General features: G+C 75.5%; 13 protein-coding genes. 9 read left to right on the top strand and 4 right to left on the bottom strand.

From position 1 onward, the window contains the following. Nucleotides 1–442: 442 nt before the first annotated feature. From ACYVGT_RS00860 to ACYVGT_RS00850, 3 genes are all read right to left on the bottom strand, one after another. Nucleotides 443–1,261 carry an alpha/beta hydrolase gene (locus tag ACYVGT_RS00860; protein ID WP_460854380.1) on the bottom strand — a complete coding sequence of 273 codons (819 nt, stop codon included), beginning with the start codon at nt 1,259–1,261 and terminating at the stop codon, nt 443–445. Nucleotides 1,262–1,330: 69 nt separating this feature from the next. Then, entirely contained in the window at nt 1,331–1,780 is a 450-nt protein-coding gene (locus ACYVGT_RS00855; RefSeq protein WP_460854379.1) for a GreA/GreB family elongation factor, read from the bottom strand. Nucleotides 1,781–2,013: 233 nt separating this feature from the next. After that, the gene (locus tag ACYVGT_RS00850) at nt 2,014–3,273 is read right to left on the bottom strand and encodes an NAD(P)/FAD-dependent oxidoreductase (protein ID WP_460854378.1); all 1,260 of its coding nucleotides are present in this window, start codon (nt 3,271–3,273) and stop codon (nt 2,014–2,016) included. A 142-nt stretch (nt 3,274–3,415) separates the two neighbouring features. Between ACYVGT_RS00850 and ACYVGT_RS00845 the strand changes: the two genes are divergently transcribed. The 4 genes from ACYVGT_RS00845 (at nt 3,416) to ACYVGT_RS00830 (ending at nt 6,786) form a co-directional block, all read left to right on the top strand. Continuing rightward, nucleotides 3,416–4,954, top strand: coding sequence for a PucR family transcriptional regulator (locus tag ACYVGT_RS00845; RefSeq protein ID WP_460854377.1), 1,539 nt, complete (start codon nt 3,416–3,418; stop codon nt 4,952–4,954). Between the two features lie 100 nt (nt 4,955–5,054). Next, a complete protein-coding gene (locus ACYVGT_RS00840) occupies nt 5,055–5,573 on the top strand; it encodes a hypothetical protein (protein WP_460854376.1) in 519 nt (172 codons plus the stop codon). 222 nt (nt 5,574–5,795) lie between these two features. Beyond that, entirely contained in the window at nt 5,796–5,936 is a 141-nt protein-coding gene (locus tag ACYVGT_RS00835) for a hypothetical protein (protein ID WP_460854375.1), read from the top strand. Nucleotides 5,937–6,018: 82 nt separating this feature from the next. After that, nucleotides 6,019–6,786 carry an SDR family NAD(P)-dependent oxidoreductase gene (locus ACYVGT_RS00830; protein WP_460854374.1) on the top strand — a complete coding sequence of 256 codons (768 nt, stop codon included), beginning with the start codon at nt 6,019–6,021 and terminating at the stop codon, nt 6,784–6,786. Nucleotides 6,787–6,832: 46 nt separating this feature from the next. Here the strand turns inward: ACYVGT_RS00830 and ACYVGT_RS00825 are convergent, their stop codons facing one another. Then, complete coding sequence (locus tag ACYVGT_RS00825) at nt 6,833–7,873, bottom strand: hypothetical protein (protein WP_460854373.1); 1,041 nt, start codon at nt 7,871–7,873, stop codon at nt 6,833–6,835. A 211-nt stretch (nt 7,874–8,084) separates the two neighbouring features. Between ACYVGT_RS00825 and ACYVGT_RS00820 the strand changes: the two genes are divergently transcribed. From ACYVGT_RS00820 to ACYVGT_RS00800, 5 genes are all read left to right on the top strand, one after another. Next, a complete protein-coding gene (locus ACYVGT_RS00820) occupies nt 8,085–9,200 on the top strand; it encodes a LacI family DNA-binding transcriptional regulator (protein WP_460854372.1) in 1,116 nt (371 codons plus the stop codon). A gap of 93 nt (nt 9,201–9,293) precedes the next feature. Further along, nucleotides 9,294–10,916 (top strand): FAD-dependent oxidoreductase, encoded by a 1,623-nt coding sequence (locus ACYVGT_RS00815; protein ID WP_460854371.1) that lies wholly within the window; start codon nt 9,294–9,296, stop codon nt 10,914–10,916. A 97-nt stretch (nt 10,917–11,013) separates the two neighbouring features. Further along, entirely contained in the window at nt 11,014–13,188 is a 2,175-nt protein-coding gene (locus tag ACYVGT_RS00810; RefSeq protein ID WP_460854370.1) for a hydantoinase/oxoprolinase family protein, read from the top strand. Further along, nucleotides 13,185–13,922: a hypothetical protein gene (locus ACYVGT_RS00805; RefSeq protein WP_460854369.1), complete on the top strand. Its 738-nt coding sequence runs from the start codon at nt 13,185–13,187 to the stop codon at nt 13,920–13,922. The genes ACYVGT_RS00810 and ACYVGT_RS00805 overlap by 4 nt, the downstream gene beginning before the upstream one ends. Continuing rightward, nucleotides 13,919–15,259, top strand: coding sequence for a transporter (locus ACYVGT_RS00800; protein WP_460854368.1), 1,341 nt, complete (start codon nt 13,919–13,921; stop codon nt 15,257–15,259). Before ACYVGT_RS00805 ends, ACYVGT_RS00800 begins: the two co-directional genes overlap by 4 nt. Nucleotides 15,260–15,380 lie beyond the last annotated feature (121 nt).

Below are 15,380 nucleotides of genomic sequence, written 5' to 3'. Positions count from 1 at the left end.
TGGGCTGCCAGCAATCGGTACCGCGGGTGCGCGGGATGGGGGCGGGCGGGCGCGCGGGCGGTGTGCGGGGGGCTGGGTTCCACCGCGGCGCGCCGCCGAGCGAAGGTCAGGCCGTTCGGCCCCCGCTGCTGCGGTGCAGGCGGACAGTGCGGACTGCGCGCGAGGAGGGCTCGTCTGCCGATCGCGCTGCTGCGCCGGTCCCACTGGACCGGGCGGTCGTCTCCGCTGCCTGCTGAACCGTCATCACACCGACATTATCCCCGAAAGGAAACACAAGGAAAAGCGAACGCTTTAGCGGACATACCTTCAGAAATATTGCACGATCGAACGGCTGTCCTGCCCCGCGGTGAACCAGGACGACCAGGCTTCAGCACCGCGGCAGCCGCAGGCACGCGGAGCAGCCTTCCACCGGCGCTCCGGCGGGGCCGCTCCGGTCAGGGGGTCAGCGGGAAGCCGGGGCCGCCAGGAAGCCGGCGGTCGTGTCGGCAAGGGCGCGGCGGGCTTCGGGGCCGGTGAGGCGGGGCGTGCCGTCGCCGTCCTGCGGACCGTAGGCGCCGAACTGGGCGTGGGACATGCCGGCGATCTCCGTGGCGGCGGCGTCCGGAGGGAGGTGGCTGCGGTTCTGCTCGGCGGTGGCCGGGTCGGTGAGCCCGTCGCGCGAGCCGGTCACCGACAGGACCCTCAGGTCGCTGCGGCCGGCGAGGTCGGCGTCCTCGGTGGCGTAGGAGCCCCACAGGATGAGGCCCTCGAGTTCGCCCGGCGGGCGCCCGCCGGCGTAGGAGGCGGCCATGGCGCCGCCCAGGGAGTGCCCGCCGACGTACCAGCGCTCGGTCGCGCCGGCGGCTCCGGCGATCACATCCGCGGCCCGGTCGGAGGCGAAGAAGGCGAGGTTCAGCGGCATCGCAGGGATGATGACGCGGACGCCGGCGCGCTCCACGACCGGCGCCCAGGCGGCGGCGTAGGCGGCCGGCTCGACCCGGCCGCCCGGGTAGAACACCACGCCCGCTGCCGCGCGGTCCCCGGCCGGAGCGATCTCCACCCCCTCGTCCGTGGAGTGCACGGACACGCCGGGCGTGCGTTCCGCATCCGCGAGCGGGCCGGGCTCGGCCGGCGCTGCGCTGCCCGCCCACACCGTGAAGCCGGCGGCGGCGAGCACGGCGAGCAGCACCGCTGCCGCCGCGGCGGCGAGGCGCCGCTGCAGCCTGCTCCGCGGGCGGCGCGCGCGCCGCCCGCCCTCTTCCGGTCCCCCTGCTGCCTGCACACGCTCACCGTAGTGCCGCGCCCTGCGGCTCTGTCGGCGCCCCCGCCGCCGAGCCGCAGGGCGCCCGGCTCAGCCGGCGGCGCGATAGGGGGTGGCGGAGCGCAGGGTCACGGTGACCTCGGCCCCGGACGGGGTGCGGTAGGTGCGGCGGTCGCCGGGCCGGGCGCCGAGGAGGGCGGCACCGAGCGGCGACTCCGGGGAGTAGACGGTGAGGTCCTCCCCCGCCGACCGGTCGCGGACACCGAGCAGGAACGTGGCGGGCTCGCCGCCGTCGCCGTAGTCGACGGTCAGCACCATGCCGGGCTCGGCGACCCCGTCGTCCGGCGGCGCGTCCCCGACCACCGCGTTCTTGAGCAGTCCTTCGATGCGGGCGATCCGGGTCCGGCGCTGCCCCTCGTCGGGCCGCGGTCCGAACTCCGCCTCCGCGGCGGGTCCGGCGCCGGTGGCGGAGAGGTACTCGAGCTCCCGGAGCAGCCGGTCGCGGGTGGCGGGCGTCAGCCAGGTGGTGGTGTCGCTCATGGCGTGCCTGTTCTACTGGTGCTTCTCGACGGGTAGGGAAAACTGCTGTCCGGCTCCCGGAGCGGCCGTGCGGCGGGGCACCGGGTCGTACTGGGAATGCTTGTGCGGCGCAGGCCCGCAGGCAGCCCCCGCGGAACGCGCCGGAACCCCGCCAGAGGCGGGAAATGCAAGCGGGCCCCGCCATGCGCTGTGCGGGGCCTGTCGGGAACGGCGCCCCGGAGGGCGCCGCCGTGTCACCGCAGCGGATCCAGGGGCGCGAGTTCGTCCGGCACGGTGCCGGTCGCGATGGCGCGGGCCAGCAGGCGCCCGGTGGCCGGTCCCTGGGTGAGGCCCCACATGCCGTGGCCGCCCGCCGCGAACAGCCCCGGGATGCGGGTGCGGCCCACGAGCGGTCTGCCGTCGGCAGTGACCGGCCGCGGCCCCACCCAGGAGTCGGCGCGCGCGTCCAGTCCGGGCACGTCCAGGAAGCGCCGGGCCGAGGCGGCGATGTCGCGCGGGCGGGCCGGGCGCAGCCGCGCATCGGCCGCGTCGAACTCCATCGTCCCGGCGAGCCGGAGGCCGGCGGGCGACGGCGTGCAGGCCACCCGGGCCTCGGGCAGGTACACCGGCTCGGCGACCGGGTCGGACGCCGGCGCGAGGAAGCTGTAGCCGCGGCCCGAGGCCAGCGGCACGCGGATGCCCCACGAGCGCGCCTGGCGCCCCAGCCACGCCCCGGTGGCCGCGACGACGGCGCCGGCGGTCTCAGTCTCTCCATGCGCGGAGCGGACGGTGAGCTCGTCGCCGTCCTGCTCCAGCCCGGTGACGTCGAAGTCCTCCACCACCGCGCCGCCGCGGCGGCGCACCGACGCGGCGAGCGCCTCGGTGAACAGCGCCGGGTCGACGTAGCGCTGGCCGCCGATGCGCAGGCCGGCGCGCACGGCACCGGATGCCTGGGGCACTGCGGCGTGCACCTGGTCGCGGGTCAGCGGCGTGAAGTCGATCGGCAGGCCCGCGTCCTTCGCCTGGCGCAGTTCGGCGATGAGGTGCGCGGCCGCGCGCTCGGCGGAGAACAGGGCGGTGATCGGCGCTTCGGTCGAGCCGACCTCGACACCGCCCGCCGCGAGTTCGTCGAAGCCGTCCAGCGCCGCACGGTTGAGCGGCAGCGCCGCGTCGAGCGCCCGCTGCCAGGCGGCAGGGCGGCAGTTGGCGGCGAACGCGGCGAGGAAGCGGGCGACACCGGGCGCCGCCGGTGCGGGGATCGACAGCGGCGCGCGCGGGTCGGCCAGCGCGCGCGGGCCGTAGGCGAGCATGCGCGGCTCGTTGAGCGGCAGGGCGAGCCCGGGCGATAGCCAGCCGGCGTTGCCCCAGGAGGCGCCCGCGCCTACGCGGCGCCGCTCGACGACAGTCACCGCGACACCGTGCTCCTGCAGGAACCAGGCGGTCGACAGGCCGACCACTCCGGCGCCCACGACGACGGCGGTGTCCGGCACCCGGACACCACGGCTCTCCCCCATGTGCGTTGGCCTCCCTTGGTCCACACAAGCCACTGCCTCCACCCTCCGCCACCGCACCGGGAACTGCATTGTCCAGGGCTGACAATTCTCGGCTAGCCTCTTGTCCTGTGCGGACAGTACGGCGGCGCGGCGAGGAGGCCCGATGATCCGGCTGGAGCGGCTGGTCACGGTGCTGGGCGGCTACGGCGCCCGGTCGATCGGCGCCCGGATCTCCCCGGACGCGGTGATCCGCAGCGTCGCCCTGCACGATCCGACGCACACCGCACCCGACCAGGGCGACGTCTTCCTCGCGGTGGGCGTGGCCGAGGCCGCCGGTGCACTGGCACCGGCGCTGCGGGCGGGCGCCGCCGCGGTGGTGGTGCGCAGTGCCGACGGTGAGCGGTCGGAAGCCGCTGAACAGGCGCGGGAGCACGGCCTGGCCCTGGTGGCCGCCGACCCGTCGATGTCCTGGAGCCGCCTCGCCGGCGTCGTCTACGGCCTCGTGCTGGAGGGCGGGGAGACCGAGTCCGGGCGCGGGCCGACCGACCTGTCCTCGCTGGCCGACGCCATCGCGGAGCGCATCGGCGCGCCGGTCACCATCGAGGACCCGCGCTACCGGGTGCTGGCGCACTCGGGCATCCAGGCGACGGCCGACCGGGCGCGCCGGGAGACCGTTCTCGGCCGGCGGGTGCCCGAGGCGCTGCGTGAGCACCTGGAGCGCTCCGGGGCGGGGGCGCGCCTGGCCGCGTCGGCGGAGCCCCTCTTCGTTCCGGCCGCCGTCGAGTACGGACTGACCGGCCGGACGGCGATCGCGGTGCGGGCCGGCCGCGAGCTCCTCGGTTCGGTCTGGGTGCTGGCCGCGGAGCCGCTGGACGCCGCGCGCACGGCGCTGCTGCGGGAGGGCGCCGGGACGGTGGCGCTGCACCTGCTGCGCACCCGCGCCAGCGCCGACCTGGAGCGGCATGTCGAATCCGACCTGGTCAACCGGCTCCTGGAGGGCGGGGTCGACCCGACAGAGCCGGCGAGCCGCCTCGGGCTGCGCGCGGAGCGCCACCGGGTGATCGCGCTGCAGGCGCACACGCCCCAGGAGCGGCACTCGGCGGCGCTGATGGCGTTCGAGCGCGCGACGACCGGGTTCGGCTGGTCGCGCGCGGCGCGCAGTGCGGTGTTCGGCAGCACGGTCTACACGGTCCTGCCGTGCGGCAGCGACGCCGAGCCGGCCCGGGAGTGGCTGCGCTCGATCCGCGCCGGACTGCCGGACCACGTCGCCCTCAACGCCGGCATCGGCGCGCCGGCGGCTCTCGCCGACCTGCCGGACAGCCGCCGCGAGGCCGACGAGAGCCTGCACCTGCACACCGCCGGCGGCGCCGGTGCGCCCGCCGTCGCCTACGACGAGTCGTGGGACACCGTTCTTCTGCACCGGCTGCGCCAGGCGTCGGGGTCGGGGCGCCGGCCCGCCGAGGGCCCGGTCGCCGACCTGGCCCGGAACGACGCCGAGCACGGCACGCACTACGTGTCCACGCTGCGCGCGTGGCTGCGGGCCCAGGGCGATACCGCGGGCGCGGCGCGGATCCTGGACGTGCACCCCAACACCGTGCGCTACCGGATGCGCCGCATGGCCGAGCGCGCCGACCTGCGCCTGGACGACCCCGCCGCCCGGTTCGCCCTGGCCGTCGCCGTCGAGACGGCCGCCGGCGGCTGACCGTTCCGCCGCGGTGTGCGCTCGGTTGGCCCCCTAGGCAGCGCGCGGCGCCCGTGCAAGGGTTACGCGTCACTCGTGGGACGGATGGGAGAGGAGTGGCGTGAGCGTTGACTTCTTCTGGCGCCGGGTTCCTGGAGCAGTTGCGGAATCGGCGCCGGTCGACGAGCTGGCCGCCCTGTTCCCGGGCTGGTTCAGCGAGGCGTTCGATCCGCTGTTCAAAGCGGGCCTGATCATGGGTGTCGAGCGGCACGGGTACCTGATGGACGTGGTGCTTACCGCGGCCGGCCCTGCGGATGACGCGGCGCGCCACCTCCCCGTCTTCGGCGGCACACTGCGCACCGGCACCGTCGCCGACGACGCCGACGCCGACGAGGGGGTGGAGATCCTCACCCTCACCCCCGCCGAGACCGCCGACGCCGCCCGCTTCCTCCGCGCCTTCTCCATCCAGACCGCGGTCCGCTCCCTCGAGGACACCCTGGTCCGCGAGGCCGACGGCGTCGGCCTCCGCTGGGACGACGACCTATCCGACGACCTCGTCCGCGACCTCCGCGAACTCCGCGACTTCTTCGACGGCGCCGCCCAGGACGGCGACGCCGTCGTCAAATTCGAATCGGCCTAGGGCGTTCGGGCGCACCACGGCCCGGCTGCGCGTTCCGCCCGCGGCGACCGCCGGGGAGGGGACGCGCCGCGAGACCGGCCCCGGCCGCTACGGCTCCGCGGCAAGGAGCGCAAGGTCCGCCCGGCGAAACCCGTGCCCCGCGGCCTCAGCGAGGCGGTCCAGGGACCGGAGAGGGGGCACGCCGGCGATCTGCAGCACGACCATGACCGCATCCTCGGTGCGGTGGTGCGGGGAGACGCCGCTGAGGCGTCCCGGCTGACGACCGGGGACATCCTTCGGGCCGCCGCGATCCGTGATCGGGAGCCCGGGCTGCGCGCGGCGGGCCACCAGGACCGGGAGGCGTTCCCGCCGCACGAGGGCTGACCGGGCGTCCTCGGGCCGCAGGGGCGCTTCCGCCGGCGGGGCCGCTGCCGCGCGTCAGCGGCCGGGGCGGGAGAATCAGCGCATGCACCAGGAGAGCACCACTGTTTTCGTGACCGGAGCCAGCTCGGGGTTCGGGGCGGCGATCGCGCGGCGGTTCGCGGCGTCGGGGGCCCGGGTCGTCGCCGCCGCGCGGCGGACCGACCGGCTGGAGGCGCTGCGGGACGAGCTCGGCGCGGCCGTGCACCCGGTCCGGTTGGACGTTCGCGACGGTGACGCGGTCGCCGCCGCCGTCGCCGACCTGCCCGCGCCGTTCGCCGAGGTCGACGTGCTGGTCAACAACGCCGGCCTCGCACTCGGCCTGGGCCCCGCCCAGGAGGCCGACCCCCAGCAGTGGCGGCGGATGGTCGACACCAACTGCGCCGGACTCGTCTCCTGCACCCGGGCGGTCCTTCCCGGCATGGTGGAGCGCAACCGGGGCCACATCGTCAACATCGGGTCGACAGCGGCGCACTACCCCTACCCCGGAGGCAACGTCTACGGTGCCACGAAGGCCTTCACCGCCCAGTTCAGCCGCAACCTCCGTACCGACCTGCACGGCACCGCCGTGCGGGTGACCTGCGTCGAGCCCGGCCTGGTCGGCGGCACGGAGTTCTCCGAAGTCCGGTTCGGCGGCGACGCCGAGGCGGCCGCGGCGCCCTACGCCGGCACCGATCCGCTGACGCCCGAGGACATCGCCGAGACCGTCCAGTGGGCGGTCGAGCGGCCGGGCCGCGTCAATATCAACACCATCGAGCTGATGCCGGTGGCGCAGAGCGCCGGGCCGCTCCGGGTGCACCGCGGCGGCGCTTGACGCCTGGCCCCCTGCACGGCGCCGGGCGCGCAGGGGGCCAGCGCGCTCATCCGGCGCGGGCGATCGCGATCGTCGCGCCCAAGCGGTCCCCCGCCTCGTAGAACATGTACTCGGTGCCGCCGTCGGAGCCGAAGGACGGTGCCGCCGAGCGGCCCGAGTCCGGGGGTCCCGCCATCGGGCGGTGCACCACGCCGAGGTGGTCGCGACGAGCGAAGTCCGCGCCGACCTCCGTTGCGCGGATGTCGCCGCGGTCGGTGTGGTAGACGACGAGGGTGCGGCCGTCCCGCTCCACCAGGTGCGGGCTCGACAGGTTCTCCAGCCCCAGGTCGGCGTAGTCGACCAGCGGGTCGGGGTCGAAGTCGAAGGTGATGCCGTCGGCCGACCATCCCCAGCCGATCGAGCGGTGGTCGGCGCCGTTGTTGCGCATGTAGACCATGACGTAGCGGGCGTCCCGGTCGGGCAGCGCGTGCTCGAAGACGCGGGCGTAGGACGCTTCGGTCGTGCCCGGCACCATCGACGTGTGCAGCACCTCGGCCTCGTAGCTGAAGGAGAGGCCGTCGCGCGAGCGAGCGAGGCGCGTGGTCCGGTTGTCGCCGTGGAAGTACAGCCACATCTCGCGGTGCTCGGAGTTCCACAGCACGTGCGGTGAGGAGACGTGGTCCACCGCGTAGTGCGGCCGCCACTCCCTCGACACGACCGGGTTGCCCGGATGCTCGGTGAAGGGCCCTTCGAGGTCGTCGCCGTAGGCGAGGCAGATGCCGCCCGGCGGATCGTGCGGGGCGTAGTAGAGCAGGAACCTTCCCGGCGCATCGGGAAGGCGGCCGGCGGTGCCGCGGATGCAGGGGAAGATCAGCTCGCCGGTGGGGTTGTAGGCGAGGCTCCCGGTGTCCAGCGCCTCGCGCAGGTAGCGGTAGGCGGGCAGCGGGGACGCTGCGGCGCGCGAAGCGCCGCCGGCGGCCGCGGCGGCACCGGGGGCCGAGGTGGCCAGCAGGCCGCCCGCGGCGGCGGCACCGGCGCCCGCGAACAGGGACCGGCGGCTGACGCGGCCGGTGCCGGAGGCGGGAGTGCGGGACGCGTGATGATCCATCGATGCTCCCATCGGAGAAGGACCGAACCGCCAGTCTTCAACTGCTCCGACGCGCCCTGCAAGGTTCTAATACGTATTAACGAAACCCTGCCGCCATCTCGCGGTTTTCCGGTCCACCCGTCTTGACACCTCCGGGAGACGCGGATCACAGTCAGTTCCTAATGCGCATTAGAAGACCGGCATCGGCCGGATCAGCGGTGAGAGGCAGTGGATGAGTGAACCGACCGGCACCCCCGGTGCGCCCGCCGGCCGGGGGCGGCGCCGCCCCCGGCAGTCCGATATCGCCCGCATCGCCGGCGTCTCGCAGACGACGGTCTCGCTCGTCCTCCGCCAGACCGCGGTCGGCAACTCCCTGGCGCGCGAGACCCGGCACCGCGTCCTGGAGGCCGCCGAGCAGCTGGGCTACGTCCCCGACCCGGTGGCCACCCGCCTCGCCTCCGCGGGCAATGCGCTGATCGGCCTCTACACGTTCAGCGCCGCCTTCCCGACCGAGGTTGCGCACTCCTACTACCCGATCCTGGCCGGGGTCGAGGAGGAGGCCGCAGCCCAGGGGCGCGACCTGCTGCTGTTCACCGGCTCCTCGGCGCCCGGACTGCAGAGCAGTGCCGACGCGGCCCTGCGGCGCGTCCGCGTCGCCGACGGCTGCCTCTTCTTCGGGCGCCACGTCCCGGCGGCCCCCGTCCGCCGCCTCCTCGAGGACGGCTTCCCCTTCGTCTACATCGGCCGCCGCGACGAGCCGGACATCCCCTACGTGGGCGCCGACTACGTGTCCGCGTCGGCCGACGTCGTCGCGCGGCTCGCCGCAGCCGGCCACCGCACCATCCGCTATCTGCGCGAGAACGACGAAGCCCCGTCCTCGACCGACCGCGAGGAGGGGGTGCTGCGCGGCGCCCGCGCCGCGCAGATCCCCGTCGAGAACCTGGTCGTGCGCTCCGACGGCCGCACCGACACCGACGCTCTGCTGGCCCGGTGGCGCGCGGCCGGGGTCACCGCGGTGGTCGTCGAGCAGACCGACACCGGCGCGGCGCTGTCCGGGCTGGGCTCCGCGGTCGAGCGGGCCGGGCTGCGCTGCCCCCGCGACCTCTCGCTCGCCGTGCTGGGCGCCCCGACCGGGACGCGCGGCAGTGCGCCCGGGGGCGGCGCCGCCTTCAGCGGGTTCGACGTGCCCATGCGCGCCATGGGGCGCGCCGCCGTACGGCTGCTCCTGGCACTGATCGCCAACAGCGCGCATCCCGGACCGGTGCGCCACCTGCTGCGCTGCGACCCCGTCTCCGGCGGCACCATCGCCGCCCCTGCACCGCCTGAGCACTCCGCCGGGCACCGGTAGCTCCGCGCTCCGTCCGCCCGCACCCGCTACCGAAGCACCGTCACGAAGGGAAAGGCCGCTCCCGGTTCGCTCCGGGACCGTCCGATGCGCACTATGACTACAACCGCAGCCGAAATCCTCGTCGTGGGCGCAGGGCTGGGCGGAGTGGCCGCCGCACTGGCCGCCGCCGACTCCGGCCGCCGCGTCGTGCTGACCGAGGAGACCGACTGGATCGGCGGTCAGCTCACCTCCCAGGCCGTCCCGCCGGACGAGAACCCCTGGATCGAGAAGTTCGGCTGCACCGCGTCCTACCGGCGCCTGCGCGACGGTATCCGGGACCACTACCGGCGCGTCTACCCGATGCGCGGCGAGGCCGCGGCCCGCACCGGCCTCAACCCCGGGGCGGGCCGGGTCAGCAAGCTCTGCCACGAGCCGCGGGTCGCGCTGGCGGTCCTGGAGGAGATGCTCGCGCCGCACCGCGCCGCCGGGCGGATCACCCTGCTCACCGAGCACGCCCCGGTACGCGCCGAGACCAGCGGCGGCCGTGTCGCGGCGGTGGTGCTACGCGACGCCGAGGGCCGCGAGCACGCAGTGCAGGCCGAGTACGTGCTGGATGCCACCGAGAACGGCGACCTGCTGCCGCTGACCGGGACCGGTTTCGCCACCGGCGCCGAAGCCCGCAGCGAGCACGGCGAGCCGCACGCGCCCGAGGAAGCCGACCCGGCCAACCTGCAGGGCATCACCTACTGCTTCGCCGTCTCGCACCACGAGGGCGAGGACCACACCGTCGAGCGGCCGCAGATGTACGACTTCTGGCGCTCCTACCGGCCCGGCTTCTGGCCGGGGCCGCTCATCGGGTTCAGCGCGCCCGACCCGCGGTCGCTCGAACCGGTCTCCCGGACCTTCGTGCCCAACCCCGAGGGCGACCCGCTGGACGTCGGCGCCGACCAGAGCGCAGACGCCGGCGACAAGGAGCTGTGGGGCTTCCGCCGCATCCTCGCGCGCAACCTGCACCGGCCGGGGTTCTTCGACTCCGACATCACACTGGCCAACTGGCCGCTGAACGACTACTGGCTCACCCCGGCCCTGGAGATCGAGGGCCGCACCGGCGCCGCCGATGTGGCGCGGGCCCACCACGAGGCGCGCCAGCTGTCGCTGTCGGTCCTCTACTGGCTGCAGACCGAGGCCCCGCGCCCGGACGGCGGGACCGGGTTTCCCGGCCTGCGGCCGCGCCCGGACGTCACCGGCGGCGAGCAGGGCCTGGCGAAGGCGGCCTATGTCCGCGAGTCGCGCCGCATCAGGGCGGTCACCACCGTCACCGAGCACGACGTGTCGATGGAGCTGCTCGGCCCGCGCGGCATCGTCCGGCGGCACGACTCCGTGGGCATCGGCAGCTACCGGATCGACCTGCACCCCTCCACCGGCGGCGACAACTACATCGACATCGCCAGCGTGCCGTTCGAAATCCCGCTCGGCGCCCTGCTGCCCGCGGCGGAGACCAACCTGCTCCCGGCGGCGAAGAACATCGGCACCACCCACATCACCAACGGCTGCTTCCGGCTGCACCCGGTCGAGTGGAACATCGGCGAGGCCGCCGGGCGCCTCGCGGCGTTCGCGCTGGACAACGCCACCACCCCGCACGCCGTGCACGCCAAGGGCGACCTACTGGAGCGCTTCACCGCGCTGCTGGACCGCACCGGCGTCGAACGGCACTGGCCGGCCGTCCAGGGCTACTGAGTCCGACCGGCCCGGCGTCCGCCCCGCCTTCCGCGCTGCTGCGCATCCACCCCGCCGTTCACCCGCTTCCTCCCAACCCCAAGGAAAGGGGCGCGCCATGGGCGATCCGCTCGGCGAACCTCGGATCCGCGTCGGCGTCGACGTCGGCGGCACCTTCACCGACGCCGTGGCGGTCGACGCCGCCACCTTCGCGCTGCTGGGGCAGGTCAAAGTCCCCACCAGCCACCACCACGAGGACGGGGTCGCCCACGGCATCATGGCCGCCCTCGACCGCCTGCTCACCGAGGTGGGCGTCGCTGCGGAAAGCGTCGGCTTCCTCGCCCACGGCACCACCCAGGCCACCAACGCCCTGCTCGAGGGCGACGTGGCCACCATCGGCATCGTCGGCGTCGGGTCGGGCATCGACAAGCTCGCCGTGCGCGGCCTCCGGTCGCTGGGCCGCCTGCGCCTGGACTCCGGGCACCGGCTCCCGGTCCGCTACGCGGCGCTGGGCAGCCCTGCCGGGCCGCAGGCGGCGCGGGCCGCCGTCGATGCCGTCGTCAGCGAAGGCGCCGAGGTCGTGGTCGCCGTGGAGCCGTTCAGCGTCGACGACCCCGGCGGCGAGCGCGCGGTGCTGGAGGCCGCCGCCGCCCGCCGGGTCCCGGCCACCGCGACCCACGAGATCACCAGCCTGTACGGACTCACCCGGCGCGCCCGCACCGCCGCGCTCAACGCCGGGGTCATGCCGCGGATGCTGCAGACGGCCGACCTGGTGGAGCGCAGCATCGCCAAGGCCGGGATCAGCGCCCCGCTGATGGTCATGCGCTGCGACGGCGGAGTGATGTCGCTGCCGGAGATGCGCCACCGCCCGCTGCTGACCGTGCTCTCCGGGCCCGCGGCGGGCGTCGCCGGCGCCCTGATGAGCGAGAAGGTCAGCGAAGGCGTCTTCCTGGAGACCGGCGGCACCTCCACCGACATCAGCGTGATCCGGCGCGGCCACGTCCAGATCAAGCACGCCGAACTCGGCGGCAAGGAGACCTACCTGTCCGCGCTGGACGTGCGCACCGTCGGCATCGGCGGGGGTTCCGTTGTACGGATCGGCGGCGGTACCGGCGACGGCGCCGCTCGCGTCACCGGCGTGGGGCCGCGCAGCGCCCACATCGCCGGGCTGCCCTACGCCTGCTTCGCCGACCCGGCCGAGCTGGACGGAGCCGTGCTGGCCGCGGCCGCCCCGCTGGACTCCGACACCGGCGACCACGCCGTGCTCGACGCCGCCGGCGGGCGCTTCGCGCTCACGGTGACCTGCGCCGCCAACGCGCTCGGCCGCGTACCGGACGGCGACTACGCCCGCGCCGCCCCCCGGTCGGCCCGGCTGGCGCTGGAACCCCTGGCCCGCGCTCTGGGCACGTCCGTGGAGGAGGCCGCGCGCACCGTCCTGGACCGCGCGACCGACCGGGTGGCCGAGGTCGTGGAGGACCTCGCCGAGGGCTACCGGCTGGACCGCTCCACCGCCGAGCTGGTCGGCGGAGGCGGCGGCGCGGCGACCGTCACGCCGCACCTGGGCCGGCGCTTGGGCCTCTCCTCCCGCATCGCCGCGCACAGCGAGGTCATTAGCCCGCTCGGGGTGGCCCTGGCCATGGTCCGCGAGTCGGTGGAGCGGATCATCCCCGGCGCCACCCACGCCGACGTCCTCGCCGTACGCACCGAGGCCGAGCAGGCCGTGGTCGCCCAGGGCGCCGCCCCGGACGGGGTCGAGGTGGACGTCGCGGTCGACCCCCAGCGCAACCTCGTCACCGCGGTCGCGACCGGCTCCACCGAGCTGCGGACCAGGGACCGTACCGCCGCGGTGGACGGTGCCGGGGCCCGCGCCGCCGCGGCGGCGGGGCTCGGGCTGCGCCCCGACGAGCTGGAGGAGTACGCCGACAACGGCCAGTACCGCGTGCTGGGGGCGGTCCGCTCCCCCACCGGCCCGCTGCGCCGGCTGTCCCGCCCCCGCCGGCGCGTCCGGGTCGTCGACGCGGAGGGCGTCGTGCGGCTGCACCACCGCGACGCCGAAGTGGACACCCTCGTCGCCGGCCAGGCCGAGGGGCGCCTCAAGGACATGGTGGCGGAACGCACCACCTACGGCGACGGCGGCGCTGTGCCGCCCGCGGTCTGGCTGCTGCTCGGCCCCAAGATCGTCGACCTGTCCGGAGTGGTGGACTCCGGCCACCTGCTGGCGCTGGCGTCCACCGAGATCGCCCGGCGCTCCCCCGACGAAGCGGTCGTCGCGATCATGGAGCGGCGCCGGTGACCCCCGCAAGCGGCCCCGCCGGCGCGTCCCGGCCAGGGGCCGGCGGGGACGGCGGGTCCGCGTCCTCGGCCGCCGCCCATGCGGGCGCGTCCCGGCGCGCGGCGTATGCGCGGATCGAGGGGCAGAGCGAGGCCGCCCTCGGCGCCGCGCTGCTCGCCGGAATCCCGCTCCACTCAGGCCAGCCGCCCGGGACCGTGCACCGCTGGGCCGATCGGGCCGTGGAGTTCGGGCGCGGGCTCGCGCAGGACCCGGTGCCCGCGGCGGCCGCCGCGGCGCAGGTGGTGCACCGCGCCACGGGCGGCGTCACGGCCGGCGAGATCCTGCTGGCGGAGTACCTCAACCGGGCCGGCGGCGACCGGATCGTGGTATACGGCGACGCGCTGGACTTCGCGCACCGGGTCGCCGCGGAGGCCGGCTGGCGCGCCGACTACCCGCCCGCCGCCATCCGCGCAGCGGCACTGGCGCACGAGGAGGCCCACCGCCTGCTGCACGCCGGGCGGCAGCGCACGCTGCGCCGCCGGCTCGGCCACGACCTGGTCCGGCTGGGGCCGCTCCGGCTGCGCGGCCATGTGGCCGGCGCCGGCGAAATCGCCGCACACGCCTACGCCGGAGCCCGCTGCGGGCTCACCCGCAGCCCGCTCGCCCTGACCGCGGCGATCGCCGCAGCCCTGGCCCATCCCGACCCCGCGCCGGCCGCGCCCGGCGCCGAACCCCCCTCGAGAGGCACCCCATGACCGCCTTGGGAATCCTGGTGGCGATGGCGGTGGGCGTCGGCCTGATGCTGACCCGCCGCCTGCCGACCGCGTTCGCCCTCGTCCTGCTCTCCGTGGCCGTGGCGCTCATCGCCGGGGCCCCGCTCACCGGCGAGGAGGGCAGTGTGCTGGTCACGGTCGTGCAGGAGGGCGCCCCCGCCCTCGCGGCGACCATGGTGGCCATCCTGCTCGGCAGCTGGCTGGGCACGCTGCTCTCCGAGACGGGCATCGCCGCCACGCTGGTGCGCAAGATCGTGGAGTTCGGCGGCGAGCGCCCCTCGGTGGTGGCCGTGGGAATCTTCCTGGTGGCGATCCTGTGCGGCAGCATCACCGGATCGGCGCCGGCGGCCATGCTCGCCGGCGTGGTCGGCATCCCCGCCATGATCGCGGTGGGGGTGACCCCGACCGTCGCGGCGGGCACCGTCCTGGTCGGCATCGCCGCCGGCCTTCCGCTGGAGCTCATCAACTGGCAGTTCCTCTCCGATGCCATCGGGGTCCCGGTCTCCACCGTCCAGCACTTCCAGCTGCGCCTGTTCCCGATCGCCCTCGTCGGCGGCCTCGCCTACATCCTGGTCGAGATGCGCCGGGCGGGCGTCCGCCACACCTGGGCCGTCCGGGTGGACCCCTCCGGCGGCGACGCGCCCGAGCCGGCGGGCTCCGGATCGGGCGGCCGGCGCCAGCGCGCCCGCGAGCGCCGGCAGCGGCGCGGCGATGCGCCGTGGTTCGCGCTGGCCACCCCGCTGGTGCCGATCGTGCTGGCGCTGGGGCTGGAGGTGCCCATCGTGCCCGCGCTCCTCGCGGGTGTCCTGTTCGCGCTAGCCACGGCGGTGTCCCCGCGGGAGATGACCGCGACGGCGCTGCGGACGCTCTACCGGGCGTTCGACGTGGCGGCGCCGCCGATCGTGCTGTTCATCGCGATCGGCATGCTGCTGGCCGCGGTGAACCTCCCCGGCGCCGTGGAAGCGCTGAGCCCCGTCGTGCTGGCCATCAGCCCGTCCAACCCGTGGCTGTTCGTGCTGGTGTTCGCGCTGCTGGCGCCGCTCAGCCTGTACCGGGGGCCGATGAACATCTTCGGGCTGGGCGCCGGAGTGGCCGGGGTGCTCACCGCCGGCGGCATCTACCCGGCCTCCGCGGTCGTCGGCCTGATGGCCTCCTACGGCCAGGTCCTCGGCGTCTCCGACCCGACCAGCACCCAGACCGTGTGGAGCGCGCAGTACGCCGGCGTCCGCCCGGAGCGGGCGATGGTGTCGACCCTGCCCTACACGTGGGTCATCGCGATCGCCGGGCTCTGCCTCACCGCCTACCTGTACCTGTTCTGACCCCCGGAGGGTCCTGCGCCGGCCGGCGCAGGGCCCTCCCGGTGAAGGCCGCGGGCAGCCCTCTCGGGCGCCGCGCGCGGAACGGGCGCAGTCCGCGCGGAGCGCGGGCGTGTTCCGCCCC

The organism is Nocardiopsis coralliicola (genome assembly GCF_054779695.1).
Note: the sequence above shows the minus strand (reverse complement) of the source record. Positions and strands in the feature narration are given on the sequence as shown.